General features: G+C 68.0%; 22 protein-coding genes. 5 read left to right on the forward strand and 17 right to left on the reverse strand.

Annotated features, from left to right (window positions below; all coding sequences use genetic code 11):
- Positions 1-113: 113 nt before the first annotated feature.
- Genes JI739_RS12695 through JI739_RS12705 form a run of 3 tightly spaced genes read left to right on the forward strand, consistent with a single transcriptional unit; the run spans position 114 to position 3,822 of the window.
- Entirely contained in the window at positions 114-806 is a 693-nt protein-coding gene (locus tag JI739_RS12695; protein WP_201684287.1) for a class I SAM-dependent methyltransferase, read from the forward strand.
- Complete coding sequence (locus JI739_RS12700) at positions 767-2,197, forward strand: hypothetical protein (RefSeq protein WP_201684288.1); 1,431 nt, start codon at positions 767-769, stop codon at positions 2,195-2,197. The genes JI739_RS12695 and JI739_RS12700 overlap by 40 nt, the downstream gene beginning before the upstream one ends.
- Positions 2,194-3,822 (forward strand): glycosyltransferase family protein, encoded by a 1,629-nt coding sequence (locus tag JI739_RS12705; protein ID WP_236589534.1) that lies wholly within the window; start codon positions 2,194-2,196, stop codon positions 3,820-3,822. Before JI739_RS12700 ends, JI739_RS12705 begins: the two co-directional genes overlap by 4 nt.
- A 4-nt stretch (positions 3,823-3,826) precedes the next feature.
- Here the strand turns inward: JI739_RS12705 and JI739_RS12710 are convergent, their stop codons facing one another.
- The 12 genes from JI739_RS12710 to sucC form a co-directional block, all read right to left on the reverse strand.
- Complete coding sequence (locus tag JI739_RS12710; protein WP_201684290.1) at positions 3,827-4,984, reverse strand: hypothetical protein; 1,158 nt, start codon at positions 4,982-4,984, stop codon at positions 3,827-3,829.
- Positions 4,981-5,805, reverse strand: coding sequence for a hypothetical protein (locus JI739_RS12715; protein ID WP_201684291.1), 825 nt, complete (start codon positions 5,803-5,805; stop codon positions 4,981-4,983). Before JI739_RS12715 ends, JI739_RS12710 begins: the two co-directional genes overlap by 4 nt.
- Complete coding sequence (locus tag JI739_RS12720; protein ID WP_201684292.1) at positions 5,798-7,060, reverse strand: glycosyltransferase family 2 protein; 1,263 nt, start codon at positions 7,058-7,060, stop codon at positions 5,798-5,800. Before JI739_RS12720 ends, JI739_RS12715 begins: the two co-directional genes overlap by 8 nt.
- A 353-nt stretch (positions 7,061-7,413) precedes the next feature.
- Positions 7,414-7,926 (reverse strand): pilin, encoded by a 513-nt coding sequence (locus tag JI739_RS12725; protein WP_201684293.1) that lies wholly within the window; start codon positions 7,924-7,926, stop codon positions 7,414-7,416.
- A 167-nt stretch (positions 7,927-8,093) separates the two neighbouring features.
- Positions 8,094-10,424 (reverse strand): GspE/PulE family protein, encoded by a 2,331-nt coding sequence (locus tag JI739_RS12730; protein ID WP_201684294.1) that lies wholly within the window; start codon positions 10,422-10,424, stop codon positions 8,094-8,096.
- Positions 10,421-11,191: a 3',5'-cyclic-nucleotide phosphodiesterase gene (locus tag JI739_RS12735; protein ID WP_201684295.1), complete on the reverse strand. Its 771-nt coding sequence runs from the start codon at positions 11,189-11,191 to the stop codon at positions 10,421-10,423. The genes JI739_RS12730 and JI739_RS12735 overlap by 4 nt, the downstream gene beginning before the upstream one ends.
- A gap of 10 nt (positions 11,192-11,201) precedes the next feature.
- A complete protein-coding gene (locus JI739_RS12740; protein ID WP_354003724.1) occupies positions 11,202-13,400 on the reverse strand; it encodes a CHASE2 domain-containing protein in 2,199 nt (732 codons plus the stop codon).
- A 62-nt stretch (positions 13,401-13,462) separates the two neighbouring features.
- On the reverse strand, positions 13,463-14,101 hold the full coding sequence (locus tag JI739_RS12745; protein ID WP_201684296.1) for an FHA domain-containing protein: 639 nt from the start codon (positions 14,099-14,101) through the stop codon (positions 13,463-13,465).
- 46 nt (positions 14,102-14,147) lie between these two features.
- Complete coding sequence (locus tag JI739_RS12750) at positions 14,148-14,933, reverse strand: Stp1/IreP family PP2C-type Ser/Thr phosphatase (RefSeq protein WP_201684297.1); 786 nt, start codon at positions 14,931-14,933, stop codon at positions 14,148-14,150.
- A 221-nt stretch (positions 14,934-15,154) separates the two neighbouring features.
- A complete protein-coding gene (locus tag JI739_RS12755) occupies positions 15,155-15,859 on the reverse strand; it encodes a TerC family protein (RefSeq protein ID WP_201684298.1) in 705 nt (234 codons plus the stop codon).
- Between the two features lie 95 nt (positions 15,860-15,954).
- The gene (gene sucD, locus JI739_RS12760) at positions 15,955-16,848 is read right to left on the reverse strand and encodes a succinate--CoA ligase subunit alpha (protein WP_201684299.1); all 894 of its coding nucleotides are present in this window, start codon (positions 16,846-16,848) and stop codon (positions 15,955-15,957) included.
- Positions 16,849-16,858: 10 nt separating this feature from the next.
- Entirely contained in the window at positions 16,859-18,022 is a 1,164-nt protein-coding gene (gene sucC, locus JI739_RS12765) for an ADP-forming succinate--CoA ligase subunit beta (RefSeq protein ID WP_201684300.1), read from the reverse strand.
- A 156-nt stretch (positions 18,023-18,178) separates the two neighbouring features.
- Between sucC and argC the strand changes: the two genes are divergently transcribed.
- Positions 18,179-19,099 (forward strand): N-acetyl-gamma-glutamyl-phosphate reductase, encoded by a 921-nt coding sequence (gene argC, locus JI739_RS12770; RefSeq protein ID WP_201684301.1) that lies wholly within the window; start codon positions 18,179-18,181, stop codon positions 19,097-19,099.
- 20 nt (positions 19,100-19,119) lie between these two features.
- Here argC and recX read toward each other — a convergent pair whose 3' ends face one another.
- A complete protein-coding gene (recX, locus tag JI739_RS12775; RefSeq protein WP_435531604.1) occupies positions 19,120-19,566 on the reverse strand; it encodes a recombination regulator RecX in 447 nt (148 codons plus the stop codon).
- A 5-nt stretch (positions 19,567-19,571) separates the two neighbouring features.
- Positions 19,572-20,633: a recombinase RecA gene (gene recA, locus JI739_RS12780; protein WP_201684502.1), complete on the reverse strand. Its 1,062-nt coding sequence runs from the start codon at positions 20,631-20,633 to the stop codon at positions 19,572-19,574.
- A 145-nt stretch (positions 20,634-20,778) separates the two neighbouring features.
- Here recA and JI739_RS12785 point away from each other — a divergent pair, with 145 nt between their 5' ends.
- Positions 20,779-21,258: a MarR family winged helix-turn-helix transcriptional regulator gene (locus JI739_RS12785; protein WP_201684302.1), complete on the forward strand. Its 480-nt coding sequence runs from the start codon at positions 20,779-20,781 to the stop codon at positions 21,256-21,258.
- Between the two features lie 39 nt (positions 21,259-21,297).
- Here JI739_RS12785 and JI739_RS12790 read toward each other — a convergent pair whose 3' ends face one another.
- Genes JI739_RS12790 through JI739_RS12800 form a run of 3 tightly spaced genes read right to left on the reverse strand, consistent with a single transcriptional unit; the run spans position 21,298 to position 22,968 of the window.
- The gene (locus tag JI739_RS12790) at positions 21,298-21,951 is read right to left on the reverse strand and encodes a glutathione S-transferase family protein (protein WP_236589598.1); all 654 of its coding nucleotides are present in this window, start codon (positions 21,949-21,951) and stop codon (positions 21,298-21,300) included.
- Between the two features lie 2 nt (positions 21,952-21,953).
- Positions 21,954-22,175, reverse strand: coding sequence for a hypothetical protein (locus JI739_RS12795; protein ID WP_201684304.1), 222 nt, complete (start codon positions 22,173-22,175; stop codon positions 21,954-21,956).
- Positions 22,176-22,194: 19 nt separating this feature from the next.
- Entirely contained in the window at positions 22,195-22,968 is a 774-nt protein-coding gene (locus JI739_RS12800) for a biotin--[acetyl-CoA-carboxylase] ligase (RefSeq protein WP_201684305.1), read from the reverse strand.

Genomic DNA, 22,968 nt, shown 5'->3' on the forward strand with positions numbered 1-22,968 from the left:
TCTGATATCCTGTGCCGCCGCACACCGGTACCTTGCTCCATGCAGACGAAGCCTCGCTGTTCGTGTGCCCGACAAGGTGGGCGATGCCTGCTGTCCCATCGATCGTTGCCGCCATGATCCCTCGACTGCTTCGCGCGCTCACACGTCGCACCCCCCTGGCCCAGAACTTTGTCGGATTCGACAAATACCGCAAGGCCGGGGCCTACCACTGGCGAGAACTGGAAGTGAACCCCGAGTACCGCGAGCTGATGGACGAAGTGGCCAAGCATATGGCACCTCGCCTGTCGGTGTTCGACATCGGCTGTGGGGATGGCGCCTACCTGGGCACCCTGGCCGGCTGCTTTGCCAAGGGCGTCGGTATCGATGCCGAAGGCGAGGCCATCCGCCAGGCCAGGAAGCAGTTCGAGCGCCGGGGCATCCACAACTGCCAGGTGCACCACTTGCGCATCGACGAGGCCCGACAACATTTCGCGAGCACGTCCGAACGCTTCGACCTGGTGTGGAGCATGGACGTGATCGAACACCTGCCGCAGCCGGACGAACTGCTCTGCCTGGCGCAGGAAGTGATGGCCCCTGGTGCGACCCTGGTGCTCGGCACGCCGCTGTTCATCCGCCCGGACCTGGTCTCGCCGTACCACGTGCGGGAGTTCACCGCGGAAGAGATCCGCGAGCTGCTCGCGGCCCGGTTCGACATCAAGTCCGAATCGAAAATCGTGCAGACGCGGCGTGATGGGCAGCGGTACCCGGACAGCTATTACGTGGCCACATGCGAACGTCGGGCCATTCCCAACTCGACAAGCCGCTGAGCCTGGCCGCCGATGCCGCGCCCGCGCCGTCGCCGGGCTGGCGTTCCGTCCTGGGGAAAGCCATTGCCGCCAACGGCATCCTGCTTCTGGCCGGTGTTCTCTACACCAGCGTGCTCGCGCTGGCCTGGGGTTCTGCATCCGCCGGAGCGCTGATCTTCCACTTCGCGGCCTACGCCAGCGCGCCGTTGCTGCTGACCGGCGCCGACCAGCTGGCGCTGCGCTTTGGCTCGGGGCAGTCGACCGCCTCCGACGCGCGGCTTTTCACCGGCCTGTTGGTGGTGAAGCTGCTGGTCGGGCTGCTGATCGTTCTCGCAGTGGGCGTCGCACTGTCCCGATATGAAGCCGCAGGCAACGGACCATGGCCCTTCCAGCTGTCGCTCATGGTGCACGCGGGGCTTGCACCACTGGCAAACGCGTGGGCCGCGCGAGTCCTGTTGATCCATGGCCGGCACAGGGATCAGCTCGCCGTCGAGCTCGGCTACCTGCTTTTGTGCAGCCTGTGGACCTGGGTGGCCTCACGCACCCTGGCCCGCGATCCGCTGACCGGACTCGCCGCGGGCCTGGCGGCGATTTCCGTAGCCAGCCTGGCCGTTCGCCTGGCCTTGCTGGCACGCCGGCAACCACGGCTGGCCCGACGCATGCGCCAGCAACTCAGGCAGCCACTGCATTGCCTCGGAGCGATCGCGACACCGACGCATTGGCACTACTTCTGGCCGATGTCCTTCACGGCCGTGTCCGGCTTCATCAAGGATGCCTTTCCCGTGATCGCCGTGGGCGTGGGAGCGACCACCGGGGTGCTGGCCGAGTTCAGGCTGCTGCAGCAGGCCTTCCGGTCGGCCGCGGGCTTGATCCCCGAGGCGATGGAGTGGGCGCGCCCGAGCTTCAGGCGAGCCTTGCGAACCGACCCGGCCTTGTTCGCCCGCGGGTATCGACGCTGGGCCCGCAGCTGCCTGGTGCTCACGATGCTCGCGGCCCTGGGCCTGTGCGCCGTTGCTTCGGCCATGCTGCCCCTGCTGGGCCTGTCGTTCGGCAACGGCATCTTCTGGTGCGCCGCGATCCTGGGGGTGGACCTCATCGCTGCGTCCGCCTTGCAGATCGAGTACCAGGTCTACGTGCTGCGTGAACGCATTGCCGCCTTGGCCGGCCTGTCGGCGCTGCGGCAGGTGCTGACCATCGCCACGTCCTGGCTGCTGGTCGACTCCTTCGGCCCTGCCGGGGTCGCGGCAGGCCTGGCAATCGGAACCGTCTGTGCGTGGGCCGGCTTCATGTGGCTTGCCTGGCGCCAGCAGCTGAGGGCGCCCGCCGACCTGCTCGAATCCGCGCTTCTTCTGCTGGCCGCAAGCGGCCTCCTGATCACTGCCGCCTGGTGGACAAGCCCATGGATCCGATGACCAGCCCACCCATCGCTCCGTTTCGGCTCGACCACTTCGCCGGGCCGCCGGGCCCGAACGCGTCCTGGCTGATCCTCGGCAAGGGACCATCCTTCGCGGCGTTCGACCCCGAGATCGGTCGCTCGCACCACACCTTCGTGCTGAACCATGCCATGCGCGGCCTGTCGGTCGACGTCGGCCACGCCATCGACCTGGAGGTGTTCTCGCACCTGGAGCCGCACGAGCTGCAGGGCGTGCGCTTCCTGTGCATGCCCTGGGTGCCGCATGTGCGCAGGCAACGCATCGGCCGCAGCGACCAGGCCCTTTTCGGGCCGGGGAGACAGACACTTGCCGAGCTGGCGATCTCGCACCCCGTGCTTGCCCGCTACGCCTCCGCCGGGCGCCTGCTCTCGTACAACCTGTGCAGCGCGCCCGCTCGCCTGCGCAACCCTGGGCTGCCCGATATCGAGGGGCGCACCTTCAGTGCGGCCGTCGCGATGCGACTGCTGGTCGCAGCGGGCGCCTCGGAGATCCGCACCCTGGGAGTCGATGGCGGCTCGGCCTACGGTTCGTCCTTCAGCGACCTGGAAGGCAGGACCAAGCTGCAGACCGGCCAGCAGCGCTTCGATACGCAGTTCGATGAAATGGCCGAGACACTTAGCCGATACCCCGTGACCTTCGGCCCGCTCGACGCCCAGGTGCCGGCCCGGGTGTTCGTGGGCGCGGAGCCCGAGCAGGACCTGGCTTTCCAGGTGCTGGCGCATTCGATCCGGCGCCGCAGCAGCATCAGCGTACGCGTTGAACGGCTCGATGCCAGCATCAGCGCCGCAGGGCTGGACGTGCCGGTGCCGGCCGCCCCCGCCAACCGTGGGCGCACGCCGTTCTCCTTCCAGCGCTTCCACATTCCGCGCCTGTGTGGCTATCAGGGCCGCGCCGTCTACCTGGACTCGGACATGCTGGTGCTGTCCGACTTGCGCGAGCTGTGGCTGTACCCGATGCAAGGCCGGCAGATGCTGTCGGCCGCCTCGCGCGCGGGCGACCACCGGCCCCCGCAGTTCAGCGTGATGCTGATCGACTGCCAGGCCCTGCCCTGGGACTTGAACGAGATCGTGCAATCGCTCGACGCGGGCTCGGTGTCCTACGAGGACCTGATGTTCCGGATGTCCACGGTCGATCGACACGCTGCCGCGCTGCCCCGGGAGTGGAACAGCCTCGAACACCACGAAGCCGGCCGCACGCGCCTGATCCACTTCACCGAGATGGACCGGCAGCCGTGGCTGAATGCGTTCCACCCGCTCGCGTGCCTCTGGTGCCAGGCACTACTGGACGCAATCGCCGATGGCGCGATCAGCGCAGCCGACGTCGCCACGGCCGTGGCCGCAGGCCACGTGCGCCCCAGCCTGCTGGCGCAGGTGCAGCGCCAATGTCCGGACCCGCTCACCCTTCCGTTCGGAATCCTGATGCAGGACGTCGGCCGCTTCACCGCGCCACACCGCCAGGACGCCGCATGGCGCACGCGGCTGCACTACCAGCTGGCGCGTTGGCAGCGGCTGGCGCGACACTGGGCCGCCCATCACGTGGCACGGCCGATGGTTCGCCTGCGAAGCCGGCTGCACGCACAGCTCGTCTCGCTCCTGTCGAAGTAGGCGGTCAGAGTTTCCTGGCCCAGGGCAGGGCCGCCCCCGCGCGCAGGCGCTGGCAATCCAGCGAGAAGCCTGCGCCGAGCACCTTGTCCACATCGCCGATCCGCTCGGCCGACAACGCGCGGTGATGCTTGTAGAAGACCGACCGGTCCGAGGTGACGTACACCTTCATGTCCGCACCCTGGTAGTGCCGCATGAACCCGTCACCTGTCGGGACGACGGTGGACAGGCCAGGCGGAAACTGGCGCGGGCAAAGCGCCTCGAGCCGCTCGAAGGCGGCCAGCGACCGCGGCGGCACCTCGAGCGGCACTCGCTCTTTGGCGTCAACTGGTGCCAGGGGACAGATCCAGAACCCGGAATTCATCGCCGCATCGCCGGTGCGCGCCTTGAGCGTGCGGCACGCGGACGCGTCTGCGACGCCCAGGTGCCACTGCTGCAGGAATTGGTCGATGACCGTCAAGGTCTCTGCGCTGGGTTGGCCGCCAGGCCCTGCCCCTGCGGCGAGCGCCGGCACGATCACGCGCAAGGCTGTCGACGCCGCCAGGAAGGCCCGGGCACGCTTCACGTCGGCGGCGTGCTCACCCACTCCTTGCAGCGTACTGAGGTTGATCCATCGTGCCGATGCGGGGAACTGCGGCGCCACCAGCGAGTAAGAGATCATCGACACGCCGACGTAGGTCGCTGGCTCCCGCCGGGCCTGCTCGTCCAGCTCGACCTGCAGGTACGGTCCCTGGCCCCAGTCGATGAACGACCAGCTGCTACCCGGCTGCCACGGCGGGTTCTGCAGCAAAGCCACGCCCTGCAGCAGCACGGCGCCGGCCGCCAGCGTCAGGCGGAACGAGCGGCTGGCAGGAAGGGCGTGGATCAGCGCGACGCAAAGCACGCCCACCAGCAGCAGGACGGGAATGAAGTAGCGGCCGTTGCCGGTGGTGGCCAGCCAGGGGACGAAGGCCAGCCAGAGGAAGGCCAGCAGGGCGACGAGCACGGCCGGCAGGCGGCGCCCGGTCTTCAGCCCCGCACCGATGGCCACGGCCATCAGCACCAGCAGCAGCGCGAAGCGCAGGTCAGGGGCCATGACCTCGATATAGACCCAGGCGTCGGGGAAAGCCATGGCCAAGGGCCGCAGCAGCCATTCCAGCCAGGTTTCGGGCACGAACCGGTTCATGGCGTCCACTCCAGCCACTCCCGCAGGGGGGCGAACAGGTCGTCATAGGACGGGTAGACCGGATTGCCGAACAGGCGCCAGAGCTGAAGGCCCCAGGGCGCATACAGCACGAGGAAAGCGGCCGCGGCCGCGGCGCCGCCGGCAAGGATCGCGAGCACACGAGCTTTGGTGGTCGTCGCCGACGCCGCCCAGAGCAGCGGCAACAGCACCACCAGTGGACCATTGCTCAACTTCAGCGCCGTGGCCACGCCGGCGAGTGCGCCGGATGCCCACAGGGCACGAGCAGGGGTGAGCCAGTTCGCGCGATCGGCGTCGAACGGCGCGACCGCGAACGCCAGGGCCCAGGCCAGGGGGACAGCGGCGACCAGGTCATTGGCCGTGGTTCCGAGACTGAGCAGGATCACGCCGCTCATCACCGCCAGGGCCGTCGCCAGCAGGCGCATGGCGACATCGAAGGCGCTGGCGCCCGGCATGCAGGCCCTGGCGATCAGCCAGACGGGGGGGACCACCAGGAGTTGCAGCACGGCCAGGACCATGCCGGCGGTCAGGCCGGAGACACCCGCCGCGGACAACCGGTACAGCGGCCAGTACGAATAGGGGTACTGGTAGCTCTGATAGGACGCCGCCAGGAAATCCTGGTCGAAGCGCGGCGCGTCGGCCACCCAGCCCAGGTAGATGTGGTGGTTGAGCGTGTCCGAGCTCAGACCCAGGCCACCACCGGCCCAGGGGATGGAGACGAACAGACAGGCCGCCGCCACCAGCACGATGGCCAGCTCCGCGGACGCGAGGCGCCCGGCCCGGCGCGGTGGCGCTTCACTCATGGCCGGGCCTGCGCGCGAGCGAGCGGAAGGCGAAATGCAGGGCGCCGGCGAACAGCGATCCGGCGATGGCCTGCACGCCGACGACCATCAAGGTGACAGCCGGAATCGCTTGCCGCATGACCTCGGTGGGATCGAGGGCGCCGAATCCCCCGGCGCCCCATGCCGAAACCAGTCGCGCCGACCAGACCAGCCCGGCCAGCGCCAGCCCGAGGCCGAGGACCAGGCCGAATTCGACCCGCGCTCGCCGCGCGACCCGCTCCAGCCACGGCGGGCTGGGCACGATGCCGGTCACCACCCCCGCCCACTTGGTGAGGAAGGCCAGCTGGATGAACTGGAGGCCCAGGATCACCGCGGCTGCCATGTAGAGCAGCGAATGGATGCCGAAACTAACGGGTCCCAGGTGCCAGGGGCCCGTGGCCGCCAGGCCGAACCCGGCCGCACCAGAGAGCAACAGGAGCGCACCCGGGATCAGGAACAGCCACCTCGGGCTGTACAACAGCATGAACAGCAGGTGCCTCCACCCATCGCGCCAAGTCCGCAGGTGCGGCGGCCGGCCCCGCCCGTCGGGCCGCAGGCTGGCCGGCACTTCGGCGATGCGGAGGCGGGCGAGCGCAGCCTTGGCCACCATCTCGCTGGCGAACTCCATGCCGGTGGTCGTCAGCGCCAGCTGCTGGATGGCTCGCCGATCGAATCCCCGCAGGCCACAGTGGAAGTCACCGATGGAGATGCGGAAAAACACCCGCCCCAGGAAGCTCAACACGGGGTTGCCGAGGTAGCGGTGCGTCAGGGGCATGGCGCCGGGAGCGATGCCGCCGCGGAAGCGGTTGCCCATGACGAGCTGCGCGCCCTGGCGCAGCTGCGCCACGAACGGCGCCAGGGATGCGAAATCGTAGCTGTCATCCGCGTCGCCCATGACCACGTAACGACCCTGGGCCTGTCGGATACCTTCGGTCAGCGCGGCACCGTAGCCGCGGATCTCGGCCCTCACCACCCGTGCGCCAGCGGCCGTGGCCCGTTCGGCCGACCCGTCGCTCGATCCGTTGTCGACCACCAGCACTTCGCCAGTGATGTCACTGGCGGCGAGGAAGGCCCGCGCCATCTGAACGCAGCGGCCGACCGTGTTGGCCTCGTTCAGGCAGGGCATGAGGATCGTCAGCTCGAGCTCCCCACTTGCGTCGAGCGGATCAGGGCAGGCGACACCGGCGCCAAGGGCGCTGCGCGCGGCGTCGGCATTCGGTGCCTGGAGTATCTGCATGCTGGAATCGGGATAGGAGGGCCGCTATCGTAGCGGCCGCCCCTCCCACACCACCCGGCGTGCGGGTCCGCACCGGGCGGTTCGAGCGCTTGAGGTCATGAGAGACGAGGCAGGCCGAGTCGGTCGAAGTGGGCGATGGTCAGCACGCGGTCGATCTCTCCGGCGCTGTTGCGCCCGGCGGCCCGACTGCACGCAGGCGCGGGCTTGCCGCACCGCGTCCTGTGCCCGCCGGCCCGCGCGGAAGCCGTGGCTGTGATCGCTGAAGGTTGGATCGATGCAGGAGTGCGCCCACGCTGGGCGCACAAAGAAAAAAGGGGCATGCAGCGCACGCCCCTTTCAGATCGATAAATCGATTAGGTCGGGGAGAACGTGCCGTCCGGCGTCACGGTTGCCTTGCACGAGCCGGGGAGGAACTTGCCAACCGTCGACAGGTCGGCAGTAGACCCCACGCCGCAGCTCCACTGACCCACCTGAGCGGGGATTGCTGCCTTGGTCAGCGCGCCGCCGGTGTTGGTCTGCGGTGCCAGGTAGACGTACTTGTCGTCCAGCGCGGTGTCGATGCCGGGGTTGATCTGGACGCGGATCTGGCCGTTCTCGCTGGTCGAGATCTGCTTGATGTACTTGCTGGTCTGGACCGAGCTCTCGCAGCCCCAGCCGCCGGCGCTGACGCTGGTCGACGATGCCGATTGGTACGCCTCGGTGATGGTGGTGCGGCAGGCCGAAGCTGCCAGGACCACTTCGGACATCTTCGCCCGCTTGGTGTAGTCCTGGTATGCCGGCAGTGCCACGGCGGCCAGGATGCCGATGATCGCGACGACGATCATCAGTTCGATCAGGGTGAAACCCTTTTGCATTTGACGCTTCATGAATATCTCCGGAAGTGAGTTGGTGGAGCGGAACCGATGTATGCAATGGCTGTGCCAGCCCGGATACGTCCGTAAACAAGCGTTTACAACCGCTTTCCACGGGCCTGGCTCAACAATTCCGTCAGACCGGCGCACCCGTGGGACAAATTTGTCAGACGTGACCACGGCTAACGCAGACACACCGCCCGCACCTGCGCCATGTCCGTTTGCCCCGCGAGCACTTTCCCGATGCCATCCATCTTCAGTGTTCGCATGCCGCCCTCCAGCGCCGCGGGAAGCAGTTCGCTGACCGGCGCGCGCCGCTGGATCAGCGCCCGCAATCGCGCGTCGACCAGCAGCAACTCGTGCAAGCCCAGGCGACCGCGGTAGCCGCTTCCGCGGCAGGCTTCGCAGCCCAGCGGGCGATAGAACTGCAGCCGCCCTTCATGCCCGAACCGGGCCATCCACTGCTGGCGCAGCCGGTCGGCCGATCCGCCATCGGCGCGCCAGGCCGCCGTCCCGCGCAGCTCCTCGCTGTACTCGCCGACCAGTGCATCCACCGCCGCCTTGTCCGCCTCGAACGGCTGCTTGCACGCGCACAAACGCCGCGCCAGGCGCTGCGCCAGGACGCCCAGCAGGGCGTCGGCGAAGTTGAACGGGTCCATGCCCATGTCCAGCAGCCGGGTGATGGATTCGGGCGCGGAGTTGGTGTGCAGCGTCGAGAACACCAGGTGCCCGGTGAGCGAGGCCTCCACGCTCATGGACACGGTTTCGCGGTCGCGCGATTCGCCGATCATGATGATGTCCGGGTCGGCGCGCAGGAAGGCGCGCATCAGGCCGGCAAAGTCCAAACCGGCCTTCTTGTTCACCTGCACCTGGCGCAGGCCCTTCTGGGTGATTTCCACCGGGTCCTCGGCGGTCCAGATCTTGACCTCGCTCGTATTCAGGTGCGACAGGACGGCATGCAAGGTGGTGGTCTTGCCCGAGCCGGTGGGGCCGCACACATAGAACAGGCCATGCGGATGGGTGATGACCGACAGCAGGCGCCGCTGGTTGTCGGCGCTGAGTTCCAGTGCGTCCATGGGCATGGGCTCGCCCGAGGACAGCAGGCGGATCACCACGTCTTCGACCCCGCCGGCGCTGGGGATGGTGGCGACGCGCAACTCGATGTCCAGCGGCCCGAACCGGCGAAAGACGATCTTGCCGTCCTGCGGCCGGCGGCGCTCGGAGATGTCCAGGTCGCACATGATCTTCAGCCGCGTGACCAGCGCGCGCCTGAACGGCGCAGGCACCTCGGTGTACGGCTGCAGCACGCCGTCGATGCGAAAGCGGATGGCGGTGCGGCCCCGGCCGGGCTGGGGCTCGATGTGGATGTCCGAAGCGCCCTGCTGGTGGGCCTCGACGATGCACTTGTTGACGAACTTGACCAGCTCGTTGTCGGCCGCGGCGGATTCGAGCAGCGTGTCGGCCTCGTCCTCCAGCGGGGAGGCGGCATCGGACAGCATGCCGTCCAAGGCCCCTGGCTCGGTGCCGTACAACTGGGCCAGCGTCTGCTCGAATTCGAGCTGCGTGGTGACGCGCCAGGCCAGGCGCCCGGCGCGCGGGAAGACCTGGGGCACGACGCGCGAGCGGCGCACCGCCTCCGGGTCCAGGCACAGGATCACCAGCCCCTCGGGCGACTCCTCCAGCGGCATCCAGCCGTGCGACTGCACGAACTCACGCCGCAGCAGCCCCTGCAACAGCGAGGAGCGGATGCGGGCGCGCCGGTAGGGTTCGTAGGGAACGCCGAAGTGGCGTGCCAGCGAGGCGCCGATCTGCGCCGGGCGGACCTGGCATTCGGACTGCAGCACCTGCTCGACCTCCTGCCGCTGCTGCCGCGCCAGCTGCGTGCAGCGGTGCAGTTCGTCGGCAGCGACCACGCCGTCGGCGACCAGCCCGTCGTAGCGCGTGGCCATGGCCCTTGGATGAAGGGCCTCCTGCAGCCGTCGCCTCAGGGCCGTGGCCAGGGTGCCGGCGAGCTCGGCCGCCGCGTCGAATTCGAGGGCGGAGAACGGCCGCCCCTGCAGCTGGTTCATGACCTGGAGCACGCCGTACGAAGTGCCTGCCTCGACGATGGGCAAGGCCATCATCTCGCGGGTGCGGTAGCCCGAGCGCCGGTCGACTTCCCGCAGGAAGGCCAGCTCGGGATGGATCTGGCGCAGCGCATCGGCGTCGTACACATCGGCGATGTTCAGCGCTCGCCCGGTCATGGCCACGAAGCCGGCAATGCTTCGAGGCCCCACCCGCAGGCGCAGGGCGCGGGCGGTCTGCAGGCCGGTGTTGACCTTGGCGACGATGGCGCCGACGTCCGCATCGGCCAGGTACAGGGTGATGCGCTCGGCACCGAGGGCGCGGCAAATGTCGGGGCTGACGTCGCGCACCAGCTGCTCCACGTCCTCGCTGGCATGGATGCGGGTGGTCACCAGCTGCAGGTCGCGGAAGAACAAGGCCTCGGCCGGCAAGGTGGCCGCGCCGTTCACAGGTCGAGCTCCTGGCCTGCCTGCAGCCAGCGGATGTCGCGCGGCGGGTGGAAGGCCCGGATCTCGGCCAGGATGGCCTCGGTCTCGGCCGGCTTGGTGTGGGTGATGTAGATCGGGAAGGGCCGCTCGTCCGACAGCGCCCGCAGTTCGCCGGCCAGGGTGCGCGGCGACAGGTGGCAGCTGCGCTCGGCCAGGTCCTTCTCGCGCTCGCTGAAGGCGGTCTCGATCACGAGTGCGCCCACGTCGATCTGGTTCACACGCTGCCACAAGAGCGGGTTGGGGCCGGTATCGCCACTGAACACCCACCAGGGCCCCACCGGCGCGGCCACCGCGAAGCCGACGGCGGGCACGGTGTGCACCGCGGGCAGCACCTCGATGCGGTGGGTTCCGATGGCCAGCGCCTGGCCGACGTCGATCTCATGGAAACTGAGGAAGGGCCGGTCTCGCTGCGGCAGGCAGCTGAAGTCCGGCCAGATGACGCCGTTGAAGATGTGCGCACGCAGCGCGTCGATCGTGGCTCCCAGGGCATGCACCCGCAGCGGGGCCCGCAGCCGCGATCCGACCGCATCGACCATCAAGGGCAGGGCGCACACATGGTCCAGGTGGGCATGCGTCAGCAGCACGTCGGTGATGCGACTCATCTCCTGCAGCGAGAGGTCCCCCACGCCGGTGCCGGCGTCCACCAGCAGGTCGTCGTCGACCAGGAACGAGGTGGTGCGGCACTCGGCGGCGATCGCCCCCGAACAACCCAGCACGCGGATCTTCATGGAGGCCTCCTCACTTGCCGTCGAAATGGGTGGCGCCGTCCCAGGCGGGATCGAAGCCATGCGGGCGCCGCGCTTCCAGGCGCGCCGCATAGAAGCGGTACAGGGGACGCTCGCCGTGTCGCTGCGCCAGCCCCCGCAGCAGCAGCTCGCCCGATTCCCAGTTTTGCGCGCGCCAGGAGCGCAGGAACGCCTGCCAGGCGCGCAGCTCGTCGACCACCTCGGGATCGTCCTCGCTGCCGGGCGCGAGCGGCTGATGGATCGTGAGGGCACTTGCGCGGCCGTGCACGCGCACCTTGTCCAATTCCTGCCAGGTGAAGCCGGGCGCCAGTCGACGGGTGTTGTCGCTGGCGACGATGGGCACGCCATAGCGCTTGGACAGGCCCTCCAGGCGTGCGCCCAGGTTGACCTCGTCGCCGATCACGGTGTAGGCACGGCGCACGTCCGAGCCCATGTCGCCCACGCACATGATCCCGGTGTTCAGCCCGATGCCGACCTGGATCACCGGCAAGCCCTGGGCCTGGTGCTCGCGGTTGATATCGTCCACGGCGATGCCGATGGCCAGCGCACAGCGCACCGCCAGGGCGGCGTGGTCCGGTATCTCGACCGGGGCGCCCCAGAAGGCCATGACGCAATCGCCCATGTACTTGTCGATGGTTCCCTGGTGCCCGCGGATCACGGCACTGAGGCGGTTGAACACGCCATTGAGCAGGGCCTGCAGCTGCTTCGGTTCCATCTGCTCGGACAGGCGGGTGAAGCCGCGCATGTCGCAGAACATCACGGTGAGCTGGCGGTTCTCGGCCGCCATGCTGTAGTTCTCAGGGCTCTTGACCATCTCGTGCACCAGCTCCGGTGGCACGTAGGTACCGAACAACTGCGCCAAGCCACGCTTGCTGCGGCTTTCGACGAAGTAGCCGTAGCTCATGTTCAGCGCGAAAGCCGACAGCGCCATGGCCAGGAAGGCCGCCAGCGGCAGCACCAGGCCGGCACTGGCATACAGCCAGAAGTTCAGCCCCGCGCCGGCTGCCAGCACGGCGGCGCTCACCAGCACCGCTGGCGCCGCCGACAGCACGGGCAGCAGCAGGGCCAGCAGCAGGCCCCCGACGAGCAGCTGCAGGAGGTCGTAGCCGAGGGCGTAGTCGGGCTCGACCAGGGCTCGGCCGTCGAGGAAGGCCGACACCAGGTTGGCATGCGTCTCCACCCCCGGGAACGTCTCGCCCACCGGCGTGGCTCGCAGGTCCTTCAGCCCTGGGGCCGTGGTGCCGACCAGCACCACCTTGCCATCGAGGCTGTGCGGCGCCAGGCGACCCTGCAGCAGGTCGGACGCCGAGACGTAGCGAAACGAGCCGCCCTGCGGCCCGCCCGGCCCCCGGAAGGGCACCAGGGCGCTCACGCCCAAGGCCACCGGAAGCTCGATGAAGCGGCTGGCCAGCCGCAGCCGCACCGCTTCCAGCGAACCTCCGCCGCCGCCGGCCACGACGGGTTCGACCTCGGGCAGGCCCATGAGAACCCGGAACACCGCCAGGGACAGCGCCTCGTAGTACTGCCCCTGGTACTCGGCGAGCAGCGGCACGGCACGCACCACGCCATCCGGATCGATCACCGGATTGATGAAGCCGCCCATGGGTGCGGCCGCGACCAGCCGTTCGATGTTGGCGCCGTAGCCACTCCAGCTGGTGAAGGCGATCGGCTGGCCCCGCAAGCTGGCGGCCGGCATCGCCGGCGGCGGCAGCACGCCGGAGGCACGACCTTGCGAGTCGTCGGTGAAGTAGTAGCCCAGCACCGCGGGACGGCCCCTCAGCGCCTGGGCGAACAGGCCGTCGTAGTCCAGGCCGTTCTCCAGCTGGGTCAGGCGGCGAGCGAATCGAGGCTCGTCCCGCAGTTCGCCGAGTGCCAGCTCACGCAGCCGTCCCAGCCCCGAGCTCTCGTCGGGCTCGGCGAAGATCATGTCGAAGCCCACGACCGCGGCGCCCTGCCGCTCGAACAATTCGTCGGTCAGGCGGGCCATGTGATGCCTGCCCCAGGGCCATCGGCCGACCTCGGCCAGGCTTTTCTCATCGACATCGACGATGACCACGCTGGCGTCCGTGGTGCGCGGCATGGTCGCCCGCAGGCGGGTGTCGTAGAGGATGTGATCCAGCTGGCGCAGCAGTGTCCACTCGAAGGTGCCGCTGGCGTGGAGCAGGGCAAGCAACAGGGGCAGCAGCGCCACGGCGAACCGCGGCCAGTGCCGCAGCCTGGGAGAGCCGGGCGGCAAGCGCCGGGCCACGGGGTTCAAACCCGGACGAACTGCATCTGGGTGCCCGCAAGGTCGAACACGTCGCCATCCTTCAGGGCGACCGGATCGGCGCCGATCGGGTCGCCATTGAGCCGCGGCCTGGCTTCACCATCCACATGGCTGATCGCATAGCCCTGCGCCCGTCGGGTGATGGCCGCGACCGCGACGCCGGGCTTGCCGATGGTGGTGACCAGCTTCACCAGCGGCACCTCACGCCCCGCCGCGGAACCCGAGACGACCCGGATCAGCGCCCGCCCTTCCGGGCCGCCGAGCGCCTCCTCGACACCAGCTGGTTCAGCGGAGCCGACCGACTGCGCGGAACCGGCCCTTTCCTGCTGCGCGGCAGCGGCTTCGGAGATGAACTTGATCTTGTATTTGCCGACCTCGACGGTGTCGTTGTGCTGCAGCATCTGGCGCTTGACCGCCTTGCCGTTGATGTAGGTGCCGTTCGTGCTGTTGAGGTCTTCCACGAACACGGCACCATCGACCATCTGCACGATCGCGTGCTCGCCACTGACCGCGAGGTTGTCGATGACGATGTCGTTGTAGGGACGGCGCCCGAGGGTGGTGCGCTCCTTGGTCAGCTGAACTTCCTTGATGACGACACCGTCGATCGAGATGATCATCTTCGGCATGACCCGGCTCCTGTCCTTCTGGTCTTGGTATGGCTGCTTGCGGTGCTCATTTTCCCAGCAAGCGTGCGATCAGTCCGCGGCGTCCGCTCCCAGCTTGCGCATACGCCAACACGACCGAGACATTGTCGCGCCCGCCGTTGGCATTGGCTGCGTCGATCAAGCGGTCAGCGCGTTCTTCCAACGGTGCACGCAGCGCCAGGATGGCTCCGATCGCGCTGTCGTCGAGCATGTCGTTCAGTCCGTCCGAGCACAGGAGGTAGCAGTCGCCGGGTTCGACGCGTTGCTCGCCAATCTCCAGCATCACGGTGTCCTCCACGCCCAGCGCACGGGTGACCAGGTTGCGTTGGCTGGAGATGGCGGCCTCGTCCGGCGTGATCAACCCGGCGTCGAGCTGCTCCTGAAGCAGGGAATGGTCGCGCGTCAACTGGGCAAGCTGCCCCGCGCGCAGGCGATAGCAGCGTGAATCACCGATATGCCCGAGCACCAGCCGATCGCCCTGGAACACCGCGACGACCAAGGTGGTGCCCATGCCGGCATAGGCCGAACTCGCGTTGGCGGCCTCGAAGACGGCTCGGTTGGCGTTCTCGACGCAGATCTCCAGGGCCCTGCGCACTTCGCGCAGGTTGGCCTGCTCGCCAGCTTCCGCCAACCAGCGCCCCAGCTCGGCGCGGATGAAGGTGGTGGCCATCCCGCTGGCGACTTCACCAGCGTTGTAGCCGCCCATGCCATCGGCCAGCACGGCCAGGCAGGCCTGCTCGTCGACGGCAACGGCATCCTCGTTATTGGGCCGCGCCAGTCCGGTATCGCTGCGGGAACAGAATTGGTATTGCATAGAAGGGGTCAGACCTCGGGATCCGAGACGCCCCGATGCCGAAGAAACGAGCCCCCTGCACGCAGGCAACCGCCGGGCCGCGGCCGGATCATAGCCTTCGTCCGAAAGCGCTCCGGCCCCCATTTACCCCATGAGTTTGCGCCTGGCAGTCGGCACGAAGAGGCGGGTGGTTACCCGGGCGGAGGGCACGCACCCGTTCGGAGGTGCCAGGGCCGCCGCGATCAGGCGGCTGCCGAGCCGCCGCGACGCGAGTACTGGATGCCCTTGCCGATCGCGAGCACCAACAAGGCACCCGCGGCCGCCGCGGCGTATTCCCAGACCTTCTGGTCCGGCAGGAACGGCTTCGCGGCCGGATCGGTGTAGGCCATCTGTCCAGCGATCCACCCGAGCAGCATGCCGCCCAAGGTGATGATGATGGGGAATCGGTCCATCAGCTTCAGGACGATCTGGCTGCCGGCCACGATGATCGGGATGCTGACCAGCAAGCCGAAGATCACCAGCCCGAGCTGGTGGCTGCCTGCGCTTTCGGCGGCGCCGGCAATGGCCAGCACGTTGTCCACGCTCATCACGAGGTCGGCGACGATCACGGTCTTCACCGCGCCCCAGAGCTTGTCGCTGGGGCTGATGTTGGCGTGTTCATCCTCGTCGTGGGGCACGAGCAGCTTCACGCCAATCCATATCAGCAGGACTGCACCGACCAGCTTCAGGTACGGAACAGCCAACAGGGCGAGGGCGAAGGCGATCAGGATGACGCGCAGGACGATGGCGCCGGCGGTGCCATAAATGATGCCCATCTTGCGCTGCGCCGGCGGCAGGCCACGGCAGGCGAGCGCGATGACGACGGCGTTGTCGCCGCCGAGCAGGATGTCGATGAGGATGATCTGGCCAACGGCGATCCAAAATGCAGGGGAGGCGAGGGCTTCCATCTTGTTGCTTGGGTTGGGGAAGTGGATGGATGAAGGGCCGATCGTCCACGTGACGACCGGCCCCCCGGCAGCTTGGCAGCGGCCTGTCGATCTCGTTACAGGAGCGACTTCAGCAGCTTGGCCATTTCGGACGGATTGCGGGTCACCTTGAAGCCGCACTCCTCCATCACGGCGAGCTTGGCATCGGCGGTGTCGGCACCGCCGGAGATCAACGCTCCGGCGTGGCCCATGCGCTTGCCCGGAGGCGCGGTGACGCCGGCGATGAAGCCGACCACGGGCTTTTTCATGTGGTTTTTGCACCAGCGCGCGGCGTCGGCTTCGTCAGGGCCGCCGATCTCGCCGATCATGATCACCGCCTCGGTGTCGGGATCGTCGTTGAACGCCTGCATCACGTCGATGTGCTTCAAGCCGTTGATCGGATCACCGCCGATTCCCACGGCGCTGGACTGGCCCAGGCCGATTTCAGTGAGCTGCGCCACCGCTTCGTAGGTCAGCGTGCCCGAGCGAGAAACCACGCCGATGCGGCCCTTGCGATGGATGTGGCCGGGCATGATGCCGATCTTGATCTCGTCGGGCGTGATCAGGCCGGGGCAGTTCGGGCCCAGCAGCAGCGTCTTCTTGCCGCCGGCGGCCTCCTTGGCCTTCATGCGGTTGCGCACCTCGAGCATGTCGCGCACCGGGATGCCTTCGGTGATGCAAATGGCCAGGTCGAGGTCGGCCTCCACCGCTTCCCAGATGGCGGCGGCCGCACCCGCCGGCGGCACGTAGATCACCGAGACGGTGGCGCCGGTCTGCGCCGCCGCTTCCTTGACGGTGCCGAAGATCGGGATGTCGAAGATCTTCTCGCCGGCCTTCTTCGGGTTCACGCCCGCCACGAAGCAGTTCTTGCCGTTGGCATATTCCTGGCACTTCTGGGTGTGGAACTGGCCGGTCTTGCCCGTGATGCCCTGGGTGATGACCTTGGTGTCTTTGTTGATGTAGATCGACATGGGAATTCCTTCAAGCCTTCACTTGGGCGACGACCTTCTGCGCCGCCTCGGCCATCGTGTCCGCGCTGATGATGGGCAAGCCCGACTCGGCAAGCATCTTCTTGCCCAGTTCCTCGTTCGTGCCTTTCATGCGCACGACCAGCGGCACGTTGAGGTTGACGGCCTTGCACGCGGTGATGATGCCGGTGGCGATGGTGTCGCAACGCATGATGCCGCCGAAGATGTTGACCAGGATGGCCTTCACCTTGGGGTTCTTGAGCATGATCTTGAAGGCCTCGGTGACCTTCTCGGGCGTGGCGCCACCACCCACGTCGAGGAAGTTGGCGGGCTCGGCACCGAACAGCTTGATGGTGTCCATGGTCGCCATGGCCAGGCCGGCGCCGTTGACCAGGCAGCCGATGTTGCCGTCCAGGCTGATGTAGGCCAGGTCGAACTTGCTGGCCTCGATCTCGGCGGGATCTTCCTCATCGAGATCGCGCAGGGCGACGATCTCAGGATGGCGGAACAGCGCGTTGGAGTCGAAGTTGAACTTGGCGTCCAACGCGACGATGTGGTTCTTGCTGTCGCGATTGAGCGGGTTGATCTCGACCAGCGAGGCGTCCGTTTCCATGTAGCAGCGATACAGCTTCTTGAACACGTCCACCGCCTGCGCCGTCGACTCCGCCGGCAAGCCGATGCCATTGGCGATCTCCTGGCCCTGCGCATCGGTCAGGCCGGTGAGCGGATCGACGTACACCTTGATGATCTTCTCGGGGGTGGCGTGCGCGACCTCCTCGATGTCCATGCCGCCTTCACTGGACGCGATGAAGGCGACCTTCTGGGTGGCCCGGTCGGTGACCACGGAGACGTAGTACTCCTTCTGGATATCGGCACCGTCTTCGATGTAGAGGCGCCGCACCTTCTGCCCCTCGGGGCCGGTCTGGTGGGTCTTGAGCTGCATGCCCAGGATCTCACCGGCCAGACGCTTCACATCTTCGATGGACTTGGCCACCTTGACGCCCCCCCCCTTGCCACGGCCACCGGCGTGGATCTGCGCCTTCACGACCCAGACCGGGCCGCCGAGCTTCTGCGCGGCTTCCACCGCCTCCTGCACCGTGAACGCGGGGATGCCGCGGGGCACAGGCACGCCGAAGTTGCGCAAGATCTCCTTGCCTTGGTACTCGTGAATCTTCATGAGGGTTCTCTGGGGAAACTTGGGGGGAGTGCCCGGCGCATGGCTGAGGCAAGCCGGGGACCGGGTGCCGAATAGCAGCCCGCGACTGTAGCATGGGGCCACTCACCTCCCCCCGCTGGCATACATTGGCGGGTCAACCGTTTTCTGGACAAGAACATGCCAAGAGTTTTCATCGATGGCGAAGCAGGCACGACCGGCCTGCAGATCCGCGAGCGGCTGCTCGGCCTGCCCGAGGTCGAGGTGGTGAGCATCGCAGCGGACCGGCGCAAGGACCCCGCCGCCAAGCGCGAACTGATGGCCGGCGTCGACCTGGTGATCTTCTGCCTGCACGACGACGCGGCGCGCGAATCGGCCGCGATGATCGACGAGATCGAGCGCAGCCAGGGCCGCGGGCCGCGCATCATCGACGCCTCGACCGCGCACCGCACCTCCGAGGGCTGGGTGTTCGGCTTTCCCGAGCTGGCACCGGGGCAGCGCGAGGCGGTGCGACAGGCACGCCGGGTCAGCAACCCCGGCTGCTACGCCACTGGAGCGATCGCGCTGGTGCGGCCGCTGGTGGATGCCGGCCTGCTGCCGCGCGACTGGCCGCTGGCGCTTCCCTCGGTCAGCGGGTATTCGGGCGGCGGGCGGGCCATGATCGAGGACTACGAGAATGGCCGCGCCGCCGCGTTCGAGTTGTATGCCCTGGGCCTGAAGCACAAGCACCTGCCCGAAATCATGAAGTACACCGGCCTGACCCGCCGCCCGATCTTCATTCCCTCGGTGGGGAATTTCCGCCAGGGCATGCTGGTGCAACTACCCTTGCACCTGGACCTGCTGCCGGGCGCGCCCACCGCCGAGGACCTGCACGAGGCGCTGGCCCGGCACTACGCCGGCAGCGAGTGGGTCACGGTGGAGCCGCCCACCGAGAACGGCAAGCTCGACGCCCTGGCGCTGAACGACACGAACAAGCTGGAGCTGCGCGTCTACCCCAACATGGACTACCACCATGCCGTGCTGGTGGCGCGGCTGGACAACCTGGGCAAGGGCGCCAGTGGCGCCGCCGTGCAAAACCTGCGGCTGATGCTGGGTGTGTGAGCGAGGACGGCCGGGCAACCTCAGTCGTCTGCATGGCCGCCGATCACCTGGCGGATCACCTCGGCTCCGAAGCCGCGGGCGGCCAGGAAGCGCGACTGCCGAGCGCGCCCGGCTGCATCGGCTGCCGGCCCATCGAATCGCTTGCGCCACACTTCCCGCGCCCGGGCCAGTTCGGTCGGCTTGAGTTGCGCCAGGGCCTGGCTCACCTGATCGGCAGCCAGGCCCTTCGCCTGCAGCTCCTGGCGGATGCGCAGGGCGCCGAGGCGACCTGCGCGGCGATGCAGCACCGACTCCAGCACCCGCTGCTCGTCGATGAAGCCCTTGGCCTGGAGTTCGTCCAGCGCGCGCTGCAACTGACCAGGCTCCTGCTCGTGCCTGGCGAGCTTGCGTTCGAGTTCGGCGCGGGAGTGTTCGCGCATCGACAGCAGGCGCAGGGCCCGTCCCTTGAGCGAGGGCTCCTGCGGCACGGGGATCAGGCGGCCTGGGGTTCGGCGTCCGCCGGCAGCAGCGGGATGCCGAGCTGTTCGCGCACCTTGTTCTCGATTTCACGGGCCAATTCGGGGTTCTCGCGCAGGAACTCGCGCGAGTTGTCTCGACCTTGGCCGATCTTCTCCCCCTGGTAGGCGTACCACGCCCCGGACTTTTCGATGATCCGGGCGTTCACGCCCATGTCGATGATCTCGCCTTCACGGCTGATGCCTTCGCCGAACAGGATGTCGAACTCGGCGGTCTTGAAGGGGGGAGCGACCTTGTTTTTCACCACCTTGACCTTGGTCTCGTTGCCGATGGCTTCCTCGCCTTTCTTGATGGTGCCGGTGCGGCGGATGTCCAGGCGCACCGAGGCGTAGAACTTGAGCGCGTTGCCGCCGGTGGTCGTTTCGGGGCTGCCGAACATCACGCCGATCTTCATGCGGATCTGGTTGATGAAGATGACCATGCAGTTGGTTTTCTTGATGGTGCCGGTGAGCTTGCGCAGCGCTTGGCTCATCAGCCGGGCCTGCAGGCCGGGCAAGGCATCACCCATTTCGCCTTCGATCTCGGCCTTGGGGGTGAGGGCGGCGACCGAGTCGATCACGATCAGGTCCACGGCACCGGAGCGCACCAGGCTGTCGACGATCTCGAGGGCCTGCTCGCCGGTGTCGGGCTGGCTGATCAGCAGGTCAGGCAGGTTAACCCCCAGCTTGCTGGCGTACTGCACATCCAGCGCGTGTTCGGCGTCGACGAAGGCACAGGTGCCGCCTTGGGCCTGCATCTCGGCGATGACCTGCAGCGTGAGGGTGGTCTTGCCCGACGACTCCGGACCATAGATTTCGATGACCCGCCCGCGCGGCAGGCCGCCGACGCCCAAAGCGATGTCCAGCCCCAGCGAGCCGGTGGAGACGACCTGGATGTCCTCGATCTTCTCGCCCTCGCCCAGCCGCATGATCGTGCCCTTGCCGAATTGCTTCTCGATCTGGGCCAGCGCGGCCTGCAGGGCTTTGGATTTCTCGTTGTCGGCTCCGGCGACCTTGCTGCCCTTGACCTGTGCGTCCATGGTTTTCTCCTTGTGGATCAGTGACTTGCGTGTGTTCATCCAGTGGTTTCCGGGGGTGGCGCCTGGATGCCTGACCAGTACTGTAAGCGCAGCTTGCCTGTAATCCATTCCAGTTTTTGGTCAGTTTGCCTTACGATTTGCCGCGATGGAAACACCCTTCGAGTCCGGCTGGCGAGCGTCACACCTGGGCCGCCTGCTCGGCCTTGCGTCGCGCCGCTTCGACGAGCGCGTGCTGCACCTGATGGCTCACGATCTGGACGTGCCGCTGGCGCTGTCCAACCTGGCTGCGCGTGGACAGGTGACGGCGGCGCACATCCATATCACGCGCCACCTGGCCTTGTCGGGCTCCCGCCTGACCGATCTGGCACAGAGCGCGGGCATGAGCAAGCAGGCGATGGGCGACCTGGTCACCCAGTGCGAAGCCTGGGGCCTGGTGGTGCGGGTGCCGGACCCGACAGATGCCCGCGCCAAGCTGGTGCGCTTCACGGCCGCTGGCGAGGCTTGGCTGCAGGCGTTCCGGCTGGCGGTCGCGCAGGTGGAAGCCGAGTTCAGGGCCGAGGTGGGCGACGCGGTGGCCACCGTCATCACCATCGGCCTGGAAGCCTGGGCTGCTCCCGCGGCCTGAGGCTCGCCTGGCGAGCGACGATGAAAGGACGCAGGTCGCTCAGCCGGGCCTGTAGAGATTGAGCTGCAGCCGCTCGCGCTCGATCGCCCGCGCGGCGGCGGGATGGACGGCCAGCTTGTTGGCCTGGGTCCACAGCGTGGGGAAGCCGGTCGGATCGATACCGCCCAGCCCGCCCCAGCGCAGCACCGTCAGGGCGTACGCGTCGAGCGGGCCCACCCGCGCGCCACCCAGCCACGGCTCCCCCTGGCCGATCACCCGGGTCGCGAAATCCTCCAGGTCCTGCAGCAATCCGCGGTACACGTTGACATTGAAGGCTTTCACCTGTCGCTGCGCCTCGGGCTCATCCACGAACTTGTACGGCATGAAGACGTGGGTGAAGGTGGTGTGGACCGTGTTGTTCAACCACGCCAGGCGCTCCATGACCCGGGCCCGAGGCAGCGGCTCGGTGGGCAGGAAAGCGTGCTGCGGGAACCGGTCGTTCAGGTAGCCCACGATGGCCAGGATCTGGGTGATCGTTTCGCCGCCGTCCACCAGCACCGGCACCTGGCCCCGCGGGTTGACGGCGCGGTAGGCCGGCTCGTTCTGTTCGCCCTTGTGCAGCTTGACCATGACCGGCTCGAAGGGCTCGCCGATCAACTCGAGCAGGACGTGGGGCACGAATGAGCAGGCCCCGGGTGCGTAGTACAGCTTCATGCTCACTGGCTTTCTCCTTGGACGCGGGCCGGCGGACGTGGCACGGCGGCAGCCGATTCGGCGCGGGGCTGGACGCGCAGCAGCTCGGGGCGCACCTGCTGTTCCAGCCGGTAGGGTTCGGACACCTCTGCCGGGCCGAGGCCCCAGGGCCGCAACAGCCCCTGGGCCCAGGCGAACCAGGCCGCGTTGAGCAGCAGCAGCAGCAGGACGAAGGTACGCAACATGGCTGGCAGGTGGGCGGCCTCAGGCGCTGTGATCGGGGCGCACGCTCACCTCCGAGCTGGTGACCGTGACGAGGCCCGCCGCAGTATGCACCAGCAGGCCGCCGCGTTCGTCGACGCCGGCAGCGGTGCCGGTGCGGCCGTCGCTGAGGACCACGTGGCGGTCGCGCAGCACGTCGCGATGCAGGTAGCGCGGGCGAAAAGGCGCGAAGCCCTCCGCCTGAAACACCTGCAGCGCCTTGGCCAAGGCCGGGGCGACGCGCAGCAGCACCTCGCCAGGTCCGGCGTCTGGCCAGACCTCGCGCAGGCCCGCTGGCGCGGTGGACAATCCGGCGCCGTCAGGGGCGGCCAGGTTGATCCCTACGCCGACCACGGTGTAGCGCTGGGCCGTGCCACTGCCTCCGCCCGCCGTCTCGACCAGGATGCCGGCCAGCTTGCGGTCCAGCAGCCACAGGTCGTTGGGCCACTTGAGGCCGATGCGCTGATCCAGCGCTTCGCTCAGGGTGACACCCACCGCCAGGGACAGGCCCGCCCAGTCGCCGGGCGCCAGCGTCAAACCCAGCGAAAAGGTGAGTGCAGCACCCGGCTGGCCATGCCAGGTCCGGCCCTGGCGGCCCCTGCCGGCACTCTGGCGCTCGGCCACCAGCAGCACCGCTTCAGACCGTCCGGCGCGAGCGCGGCGCATCAGCTCGGAATTGGTGGAGTCGATCTCCGGCAGCACCTCCACGGTGAAGCCGGGCAGGGCGGGCGCCATGTCCTCCCACAGCGCCTCGGCCGGCCAGCGCTGCGGTGGCAT

Origin of the sequence: Ramlibacter aurantiacus (assembly GCF_016722895.1) — a bacterium.
GTDB lineage: Bacteria > Pseudomonadota > Gammaproteobacteria > Burkholderiales > Burkholderiaceae_C > Ramlibacter > Ramlibacter aurantiacus.

What these genes read in the sequence shown, in the direction of transcription:
- JI739_RS12720 (WP_201684292.1), bottom strand. Translation starts at nt 7,060, where the DNA reads ATGCAGATACTCCAGGCACCGAATGCCGACGCCGCGCGCAGCGCCCTT.
- JI739_RS12790 (WP_236589598.1), bottom strand. Translation starts at nt 21,951, where the DNA reads ATGAAGCTGTACTACGCACCCGGGGCCTGCTCATTCGTGCCCCACGTC.
- JI739_RS12785 (WP_201684302.1), top strand. Translation starts at nt 20,779, where the DNA reads ATGGAAACACCCTTCGAGTCCGGCTGGCGAGCGTCACACCTGGGCCGC.
- JI739_RS12710 (WP_201684290.1), bottom strand. Translation starts at nt 4,984, where the DNA reads ATGAACCGGTTCGTGCCCGAAACCTGGCTGGAATGGCTGCTGCGGCCC.
- JI739_RS12750 (WP_201684297.1), bottom strand. Translation starts at nt 14,933, where the DNA reads ATGCAATACCAATTCTGTTCCCGCAGCGATACCGGACTGGCGCGGCCC.
- JI739_RS12755 (WP_201684298.1), bottom strand. Translation starts at nt 15,859, where the DNA reads ATGGAAGCCCTCGCCTCCCCTGCATTTTGGATCGCCGTTGGCCAGATC.
- JI739_RS12735 (WP_201684295.1), bottom strand. Translation starts at nt 11,191, where the DNA reads ATGAAGATCCGCGTGCTGGGTTGTTCGGGGGCGATCGCCGCCGAGTGC.
- JI739_RS12700 (WP_201684288.1), top strand. Translation starts at nt 767, where the DNA reads ATGCGAACGTCGGGCCATTCCCAACTCGACAAGCCGCTGAGCCTGGCC.
- argC (WP_201684301.1), top strand. Translation starts at nt 18,179, where the DNA reads ATGCCAAGAGTTTTCATCGATGGCGAAGCAGGCACGACCGGCCTGCAG.
- JI739_RS12705 (WP_236589534.1), top strand. Translation starts at nt 2,194, where the DNA reads ATGACCAGCCCACCCATCGCTCCGTTTCGGCTCGACCACTTCGCCGGG.
- JI739_RS12795 (WP_201684304.1), bottom strand. Translation starts at nt 22,175, where the DNA reads ATGTTGCGTACCTTCGTCCTGCTGCTGCTGCTGCTCAACGCGGCCTGG.
- JI739_RS12715 (WP_201684291.1), bottom strand. Translation starts at nt 5,805, where the DNA reads ATGAGTGAAGCGCCACCGCGCCGGGCCGGGCGCCTCGCGTCCGCGGAG.
- sucC (WP_201684300.1), bottom strand. Translation starts at nt 18,022, where the DNA reads ATGAAGATTCACGAGTACCAAGGCAAGGAGATCTTGCGCAACTTCGGC.
- sucD (WP_201684299.1), bottom strand. Translation starts at nt 16,848, where the DNA reads ATGTCGATCTACATCAACAAAGACACCAAGGTCATCACCCAGGGCATC.
- JI739_RS12800 (WP_201684305.1), bottom strand. Translation starts at nt 22,968, where the DNA reads ATGCCACCGCAGCGCTGGCCGGCCGAGGCGCTGTGGGAGGACATGGCG.
- recA (WP_201684502.1), bottom strand. Translation starts at nt 20,633, where the DNA reads ATGGACGCACAGGTCAAGGGCAGCAAGGTCGCCGGAGCCGACAACGAG.
- JI739_RS12745 (WP_201684296.1), bottom strand. Translation starts at nt 14,101, where the DNA reads ATGCCGAAGATGATCATCTCGATCGACGGTGTCGTCATCAAGGAAGTT.
- JI739_RS12725 (WP_201684293.1), bottom strand. Translation starts at nt 7,926, where the DNA reads ATGAAGCGTCAAATGCAAAAGGGTTTCACCCTGATCGAACTGATGATC.
- JI739_RS12695 (WP_201684287.1), top strand. Translation starts at nt 114, where the DNA reads ATGATCCCTCGACTGCTTCGCGCGCTCACACGTCGCACCCCCCTGGCC.